The organism is Rhizobacter sp. P3_B12, assembly GCF_056402895.1.
In genome coordinates, this window is record NZ_JBFUGN010000852.1 from 1 (window position 1) to 2,691 (window position 2,691).

The 2,691-nt window shown below is 66.4% G+C and carries 3 protein-coding genes and 3 tRNA genes; 1 reads left to right on the top strand and 5 read right to left on the bottom strand.

From position 1 onward, the window contains the following. From tuf to AC1D01_RS29055, 4 genes are all read right to left on the bottom strand, one after another. A partial coding sequence (tuf, locus tag AC1D01_RS29040; RefSeq protein ID WP_477872598.1) for an elongation factor Tu occupies window positions 1-1,028 on the bottom strand: 1,028 nt, incomplete at its 3' end. 55 nt (window positions 1,029-1,083) lie between these two features. After that, window positions 1,084-1,158, bottom strand: a tRNA-Thr gene (locus AC1D01_RS29045). 67 nt (window positions 1,159-1,225) lie between these two features. Beyond that, a tRNA-Gly gene (locus AC1D01_RS29050) sits at window positions 1,226-1,299 on the bottom strand. Window positions 1,300-1,397: 98 nt separating this feature from the next. Next, window positions 1,398-1,483: transfer RNA gene (locus tag AC1D01_RS29055), tRNA-Tyr, on the bottom strand. Between the two features lie 141 nt (window positions 1,484-1,624). Between AC1D01_RS29055 and AC1D01_RS29060 the strand changes: the two genes are divergently transcribed. Next, window positions 1,625-2,251: an outer membrane beta-barrel protein gene (locus AC1D01_RS29060; RefSeq protein ID WP_477872600.1), complete on the top strand. Its 627-nt coding sequence runs from the start codon at window positions 1,625-1,627 to the stop codon at window positions 2,249-2,251. Between the two features lie 18 nt (window positions 2,252-2,269). Here AC1D01_RS29060 and AC1D01_RS29065 read toward each other — a convergent pair. After that, window positions 2,270-2,691 (bottom strand): uracil-DNA glycosylase family protein (locus AC1D01_RS29065; protein ID WP_477872602.1); only part of this gene is annotated, 422 nt, incomplete at its 5' end.

Here is a 2,691-nt window from a genome sequence, read left to right on the forward strand (position 1 = left end):
GCGCCGGTCACGTCCGTCGTGCGGAAGTAGAACTGCGGGCGGTAGTTGTTGAAGAACGGCGTGTGGCGGCCGCCTTCTTCCTTGCTCAGCACGTACACCTCGGCCGTGAAGTGCGTGTGCGGCTTGATGCTGCCCGGCTTGCACAGCACCTGGCCGCGCTGCACGTCTTCGCGCTTGGTGCCGCGCAGCAGGATGCCGACGTTGTCGCCGGCTTGACCCTGGTCCAGCAGCTTGCGGAACATTTCCACGCCCGTGCAGGTCGTCTTCTSCGTCACCKAGATACCGACGATCTCGATTTCTTCGCCGACCTTCACCACGCCGCGCTCGATGCGGCCCGTCACCACCGTGCCGCGACCCGAGATCGAGAACACGTCTTCCACCGGCATCAGGAATGCGCCGTCGATCGCRCGCTCCGGCGTCGGGATGTAGCTGTCCAGCGCATCGGCCAGCTTGAAGATCGCCTGCTCGCCCAGCTCGCCCTTGTCGCCTTCCATCGCCAGCTTCGCGCTGCCGTGGATGATCGGCGTCTTGTCGCCCGGGAAGTCGTACTTGTCCAGCAGTTCGCGCACTTCCATCTCGACGAGCTCCAGCAGCTCGGCGTCATCGACCATGTCGCACTTGTTCATGAACACGATGATGTACGGCACGCCCACCTGGCGGGCCAGCAGGATGTGCTCGCGCGTCTGCGGCATCGGGCCGTCAGCGGCCGACACCACCAGGATCGCGCCGTCCATCTGCGCCGCACCGGTGATCATGTTCTTCACGTAGTCGGCGTGCCCCGGGCAGTCGACGTGTGCGTAGTGGCGGTTCGCCGTCTCGTACTCGACGTGTGCCGTGTTGATCGTGATGCCGCGTGCCTTCTCTTCCGGCGCCGCGTCGATCTGGTCGTACGCCTTCGCTTCGCCGCCGAACTTCGCCGACAGCACCGTCGTGATCGCCGCCGTCAGCGTCGTCTTGCCATGGTCCACGTGACCGATCGTCCCAACGTTCACGTGCGGCTTGGTCCGCTCGAATTTGCCTTTTGCCATTTTTCGTGCTCCTAGCGGTCGAGATTGACAGTGCTGAAAACGGTACTTGAAGAACTGGTGCCCATGGCGCGGATCGAACGCGCGACCTCTCCCTTACCAAGGGAGTGCTCTACCACTGAGCCACATGGGCAGGTCTCTTGTGTCCTGTCGACACAGGGCTGACAACCTCTGGCAGTCAAGCCTCTGACGACACCTTGTGGAGCGGGAGACGGGAATCGAACCCGCGTCATTAGCTTGGAAGGCTAGGGTTCTACCATTGAACTACTCCCGCCCGGGAGCCCCACCCGCCCCGGCCAAGCCCCTCATCGAGGCCCGCACCGGAACGGTCTTGCAACAACTGTCTAGCAACTTGCAGAATATGTTTCGCCGTGGTGGAGGAGGCTGGATTCGAACCAGCGTAGGCGTAAGCCAACAGATTTACAGTCTGCCCCCTTTAGCCACTCGGGCACCCCTCCGCGGCGAACTCGGGACTATACATCGAGTTGGGGACACTGGCAAACCGAGGCCGCAAAAAATGGCCTCGCCACCCCCATCGACGCCCGGATAATCGCGCCCGCCCCCGGCATTTCCGCGGGTGATCCGGAGGAGAGAACCCCATGACGAAGACCATCCTGGCCGCCGCGGTGCTCGCGTTGTCGGCCTCCGCCCAGGCACAGACCCCGTACCCGTCCGACACCGGCCCGGGCCCCGGCGTGCGGATTCGCCCGTTCGTGGGCCTCGGCCTGACCTGGGGCGGCGACAAGCTCGACTCGGTCGAGTTCGAGGACGGCCACAGCACGTCGATCCGCGCCGGCGGCCTGGTCGACGTGAAGGCCGGCGTCGACGTGCATTTCGACAGCCCGTTCTCGGCGCAGATCAGCGTCGGCTACCACTTCCAGACGATCCGCGGCGAGACGCGCTTCGGCGACGATGGCCGCAAGACCTTCGAGCGCTACCCCGTCGAGGTGCTGGGCCACTGGGACCTGAACGACCAATGGCGCCTCGGCGGCGGGCTGCGCTGGTCGCAGAACGCGAAGTTCTCGTCCAGCGGCGCCCTCGACGTGGGCAATGTCGAGTTCGACTCGTCGACCGGCGTGGTGGTCGAGGGCGAGTACTTCGTGAGCCCCGCGGTCGCGCTGAAGCTGCGTGCGGTGCACGAGAAGTTCACGCTGAAGGGCTATTCGACCGCGCCGGAATACGACGGCAGCCACGTCGGCTTCTACGTCAGCTACTACTTCAACTGACGCTGGGCCGGCGGAGCCTCACCGGCTCCAGTCGATCGCGCCGCCGTGGGCCTTCAGGTGCTGTTGGGCGGCACCGAAGTGCCCGTTGCCGATGAAGGGCACCGGCGGGCGCCGCGCCGACAGCGGCGACGGGTGGTTGGAGGCCTGCACCAGCGCATCCGGCCCGCCCTGCTCGCGGATCAGCGGCGCGAACTGCTGGGCATGCGCACCCCACAGCAGGTAGACGCAGGGCCGGCGCCGGCCCGCGACCGCGGCGACGATGCGCTCGGTCAGCGGCTCCCAGCCATGGCGCGCATGGCTCGCGGGCGCGGCCTGCTCGACGGTCAGCGTCGTGTTCAGCAGCAGCACGCCCTGCGCGGCCCAGCCGGACAGGTCGCCGGTCGCCGGCGCCTCGCCGAGATCGCGCACCAGCTCCTTGACGATGTTGCGCAGGCTCGGCG